General features: G+C 61.9%; 5 protein-coding genes. All 5 read left to right on the top strand.

Features of this window, described 5'->3' with window-relative positions; all coding sequences use genetic code 11:
* Positions 1-4 precede the first annotated feature (4 nt).
* The 5 genes from ACXRVY_RS16845 (at position 5) to ACXRVY_RS16825 (ending at position 4,952) form a co-directional block, all read left to right on the top strand.
* Positions 5-670, top strand: a complete 666-nt coding sequence (locus ACXRVY_RS16845) for a response regulator (RefSeq protein WP_223457967.1) — start codon at positions 5-7, stop codon at positions 668-670.
* On the top strand, positions 646-2,004 hold the full coding sequence (locus ACXRVY_RS16840; RefSeq protein ID WP_458237805.1) for an ATP-binding protein: 1,359 nt from the start codon (positions 646-648) through the stop codon (positions 2,002-2,004). Before ACXRVY_RS16845 ends, ACXRVY_RS16840 begins: the two co-directional genes overlap by 25 nt.
* Before the next feature lie 163 nt (positions 2,005-2,167).
* Entirely contained in the window at positions 2,168-3,235 is a 1,068-nt protein-coding gene (locus ACXRVY_RS16835) for an alpha/beta fold hydrolase (RefSeq protein WP_457265901.1), read from the top strand.
* Positions 3,236-3,307: 72 nt separating this feature from the next.
* On the top strand, positions 3,308-3,457 hold the full coding sequence (locus ACXRVY_RS16830) for a hypothetical protein (RefSeq protein ID WP_457265923.1): 150 nt from the start codon (positions 3,308-3,310) through the stop codon (positions 3,455-3,457).
* Positions 3,458-3,473: 16 nt separating this feature from the next.
* Positions 3,474-4,952 (top strand): DUF1254 domain-containing protein, encoded by a 1,479-nt coding sequence (locus ACXRVY_RS16825; RefSeq protein ID WP_457265902.1) that lies wholly within the window; start codon positions 3,474-3,476, stop codon positions 4,950-4,952.
* Positions 4,953-4,991 lie beyond the last annotated feature (39 nt).

Below are 4,991 nucleotides of genomic sequence, written 5' to 3'. Positions count from 1 at the left end.
GGACATGCGCATATTGCTGGTCGAAGATGACCCGATGATCGGAGACGCCATCCAGGGCGCACTGAGTGATGCGAGCTACGCGACCGACTGGGTGAAAAACGGCCTTACCGCACTCTCGGCGCTGCAGACCCAGCCCTACGACCTGGTGCTGCTGGACCTCGGATTGCCAGGCAAGGACGGGCTCGATGTGCTCGACAGCATTCGCGCCCGCAACAACCCGGTGCCTCTGCTGATCATCACCGCACGGGACAGCCTCGACGATCGCCTGCGTGGCCTCGACGGTGGTGCCGACGACTACCTGCTCAAACCCTTCGACATGGCCGAGTTGCTGGCCCGCATGCGCGCTGTGCTGCGCCGTAACGGCGGGAGCGCCCAGTCATTGCTGGACAACGGTGTGGTGGCGCTGGACCTGGTGTCGAAACAGGCGAGCACTGCCGAGAACCCCGACGTGCAACTGTCCAGCCGCGAGTTCGCCTTGTTACAGGCCCTGCTGATCCGCCCGGGGGCGATCCTCTCGCGCAGCGAACTCGAAGACCGCCTCTACGGCTGGGGCAACGAAGTGGAAAGCAACGCGGTGGAGTTTCTGATTCATTCGCTGCGACGCAAGCTGGGCAACCAGGTCATCAAGAACGTCAGGGGTATGGGATGGATGGTTTCAAAAAGCGCTTGAGCGACTCGGTGCAGGTACGGCTGTCGGTCGCACTGTCGCTGGCCATCCTGATCGTGGCGGTGCTGGCCGGGATGTTTGCGTTCGTCTCGGCCCTCGACGAAGCCCACGAAATGCAGGACGACACCTTACGTCAGGTGGCCATCCTGTTCGATCGGCAGCAGATGACCCTGCACTACCCCGCTACCGAAAAAATCGCCGGTGACGACGAAGAATCCAGGGTCATCGTGCAATACCTGGCCGACAGCAGCAAAGCCGCCGGCAACCACGACGACAGCGTCATACCGCTGCCCTTCTCCACGACGCTGGCCGATGGCTTGTCGACATTGAATATCGCTGGCGAAGACTTTCGCGCACTGGTCAGGACCACCGCCCGGGGCGAGCGCATCGTCGTCGCCCAGGAGACGGGGGTTCGCGACAAGGAGGCGCGCGAGAGCGCCTTGCGCAGCCTGCTGCCGTTTCTCATTCTGTTTCCGGTGCTGTTGCTGGTGGTGAGCGATCTGGTGCACAAGCTGTTTCGCCCCATTGCCACCCTCTCCGATGACCTGGACCGAYGCGACAAACAGGCCCTGCACCCTATCGACGAACACCATCTGCCAACCGAGATCCGCCCTTTCGTCGTGGCCATCAATCGCTTGCTGGCGCGGGTTGCGCAGTCCATGGAAACCCAGCGGCGCTTCATTGCCGACGCCGCCCACGAACTGCGCTCACCCATGACAGCCCTGTCTCTGCAAGCCGAGCGACTGAAAGCCACACCCATGCCGACGCAAGCCGTCGAGCGCCTGTTGCCGCTGTCCTGCGGCATTGAGCGCAGCAGAAAGCTGATCGATCAGTTGCTGGCCCTGGCCGCCGCGCAATCGAACGCCGAGCGGCCGCAAACCACGGTTTCGGTGCATGAGGTCTATCGACGGGTGCTGGAGGACCTGTTGCCCCTGGCGGAACGCAAGAACATCGACATCGGTGTTGAAGGCACCGAAGACGTGCAGCTCGTCATCAACGAAATGGACCTGCTGATACTGGTCAAGAACCTGGTGGACAACGCGATCCGCTACACCCCTTGTGGCGGACGCGTCGACCTGTCGGTGGCGCTCGCACAGGAAATCGTAATCCTTCAGGTCAAGGACTCCGGCCCGGGCATCACCGCCGATGAACAAGTGCGCGTGTTCGACCCGTTCTATCGCAGCGTGGGCACCGAAGAAGCAGGCTCGGGGCTGGGCTTGTCCATCGTCAGGGCCATCGCCGAGCGCACGGGGGCTCGGGTGCGCTTGAGCTTTTCGGACGAGACGAACAAGCGCGGGTTATGTGTGTCAATCGAGCTGAAAAGAGGCTCAGACTAGATCCCTATGTATCACAGTGTGTAAACGCGAACGCTCGATACACAGGCTTTCATCCGCCCGGCGATTCGACACAGGCCGGATACGTTGCCGCGTTTCAATGCAAGTAAGGTTTGAAGGGGCTCCGACCGGACCCCTGACCCATGGCTGGTAATGGAGACATCCCATGAAGATGGCATTGCGCAACAGCAACACCGGCAACACTCGCCGCCACCTGGTCGGCCCTTCGATCCTTGCGCTGACCCTGTTCGGCGCTCTTGGCGCAGCTCACGCGCAAACGGCCGCCACCACGCAGCCAGCGGCGACCCCGGCCGCTACCACGCAGGTGGCGCCCTTGCCCTTCGGCCCGCTCAAGCATGTCAACGCCGGACTGCTGAATGTGGCGTACGCCGAAACTGGCCCGACCAACGGCCCGGTGGTGATCCTGCTCCACGGCTGGCCGTACGACATTCACAGCTATGACGAGGTCGCGCCGTTGTTGGCCGCCAAGGGCTATCGGGTGCTGATGCCCTATGCGCGCGGCTATGGCGATACGCGTTTCCTGTCCGTAGAAACCCAGCGCAACGGCCAGCCGGCTGCGCTGGCCAGTGATGTCATCGATTTCATGGACGCCCTGAAGATCAAACAAGCGGTGCTCGGTGGCTATGACTGGGGTGCGCGTTCGGCCGATATTGTCTCGGCGCTGTGGCCGGAGCGGGTCAAGGCACTGGTCTCGGTCAGCGGTTATCTGATCGGCAATCAGGCAGCCGGCAAGAACCCGCTGCCACCCAAGGCGGAATTGCAGTGGTGGTATCAGTTCTACTTCGCCACTGACCGTGGTCGCGCCGGTTACGAGAGAAACACCCACGACTTCGCCAAGCTGATCTGGCAACTGGCTTCGCCGAAATGGGCGTTCGATGACGCCACCTTCGACCGCAGCGCCAGGGCACTGGATAACCCGGACCATGTCGACATCACCGTGTTCAACTACCGCTGGCGCCTGGGCCTGGTCCAGGGCGAGAGCCGGTACGATGCGCTGGAGCAGAAACTGGCCACGGCGCCGTCCATCAGCGTGCCGACCATTACCCTGGAAGGCGATGCCAACGGCGCACCGCACCCGGCCCCCGAAGACTATGCCAAGCGGTTCACCGGTAAATACGAGTTCCGGCTGATCAACGGCGGCATCGGCCACAACCTGCCGCAGGAAGCTCCGCAGGCGTTCGCCAAGGCGGTGATCGATGCGGATCATCTTTGAGGGCTGATCCGGCATTCGCCTGATGTTGCCGAATAACCACCTTCGTGGGCACGGTTCCTTGTAGGAGCCAGCTTGCTGGCGATGGTCGTAAACGATAACGCGTGTGAACTGGATAAACGCGGTGCACTTGAGTCCATCGCCGGCAAGCCGGCTCCTACAGGTATTGCTGCGGCAAACATGAGCTATCTTTTCAGCGACTCACCTGCATCAGGTGACCGCTGACAAGTCAGGACGCTTTATGATTCGTTTGCCTCGACGCCATGCCCTCTTTGCCTTGACCTTTGCCAGTACGCTCGCCGCCACTTCTCTGCCGGGGGCACAGAGCCGCGCTGTCGAAGTCACAGCCGCCAGCGCGGTCGCGGGCCCCGTCGTCGGCACCAAAGTCACTGAGCCGTACGTGCGCATGATGGCGCGCGAGGCGTATTTCTGGGGTTGGCCGATGGCCAACATCTTCAATCGTCGCCAGGCGTTCAAAGACCTGCCCGAACCCGGTTTGTTGGGCGGCATCGTGCCCGTGGCCCCGATCAACCGGTTGTCGATGCTCGGCGACTACATCGACCCGGCCGAGCGGCTGGTGGCCTGTCCGAACCAGGACGTAGTGTACGGCGCCGGCAGCATCGCCCTGGACATTGAGCCGGTGGTGCTGCAAGTGCCGGACTTCGACGGCCGTTTCTGGGTGTATCAGGTGGTCGACCTGCGTTCCGACAGCTTTGCCGAACTGGGCAAAATGTATAACACCCAACCGGGTTTCTACCTGCTGGTCGGCCCGGACTGGAACGGCAAGGTGCCGCCCGGCATCAAACGGGTGTACCGGGCGCGCACCAACACCGGGTTCGTGATCCCGCGGGTATTCCTGGATGACACCGCTACCGACCGTCTGGCTGTGCAGCCGGCACTGTCGGGTATCGACATGTACCCACTGTCGCAGTACGACGGCAAGATGAAGAAGCGTGCCTGGGCCAGGCTGCCGAAATTCCCGGCCCAGGCTTCCGAAGGCAGCGCCGAAACCAAATGGGTGGTACCGGAGAGTTTCTTCGACGAACTGCCGGCCCTGCTCAAGGATGCCAAGCCATTGCCGGGCGAAGAAGCCCGCTACGCGCAAATGGCCGCCCTCGCGGCCATCGCCAAGGCCGACCCTAAACTTCGGGCCGCGATGATCGACGAAGCGAAGAAGGCCGACAGCGAAGTGATCGACCCGCTGTTGCAGTTCCGCAACTATGGCCTGCAATTGCCCGATCACTGGAGCACAGTGAGCAACGGCGCAGCGTTCGGCACCGACTATTTCAGCCGTACCGCCGTGGCGCGCTCGAACATTTTCGTGAACCAGCAGAAAGAGGCCAAATACTTCTACCAGGACCTGGATGAGAACGGCCTGCGCCTCAACGGTCAGTACGGTTACAGCGTGACATTCGCCAAAGGCAAGCTGCCGCCGGTCAGAGGCTTCTGGTCGCTGACGCTGTACAACGAACAACATTTCTTCGTCCCGAATGCCCTCAAGCGCTATTCCATTGGCACCAGGAACAAGTCCCTGCAAACCAACCCTGATGGCTCGCTGACCCTTTACGTGCAAAGCGAATCACCCGGCAAGGACAAGGAAAGCAACTGGCTGCCCTCGCCCGGGGACGCCAACTTTTCGCTGTACATCCGGGCTTACTGGCCAGAGTCCGAAGCACTCAACGGCCAATGGACCCCACCGCCCGTGGTCAAAACGAACTGAACCGGATTAAACACAAATCCCTGTGGGAGCGAGCTTGCT

The organism is Pseudomonas sp. P5_A2_2 (genome assembly GCF_054177685.1).
Note: the sequence above shows the minus strand (reverse complement) of the source record. Positions and strands in the feature narration are given on the sequence as shown.

Coding starts and splice junctions, on each gene's coding strand:
- ACXRVY_RS16845 (WP_223457967.1), top strand. CDS start 5: ATGCGCATATTGCTGGTCGAAGATGACCCGATGATCGGAGACGCCATC.
- ACXRVY_RS16825 (WP_457265902.1), top strand. CDS start 3,474: ATGATTCGTTTGCCTCGACGCCATGCCCTCTTTGCCTTGACCTTTGCC.
- ACXRVY_RS16835 (WP_457265901.1), top strand. CDS start 2,168: ATGAAGATGGCATTGCGCAACAGCAACACCGGCAACACTCGCCGCCAC.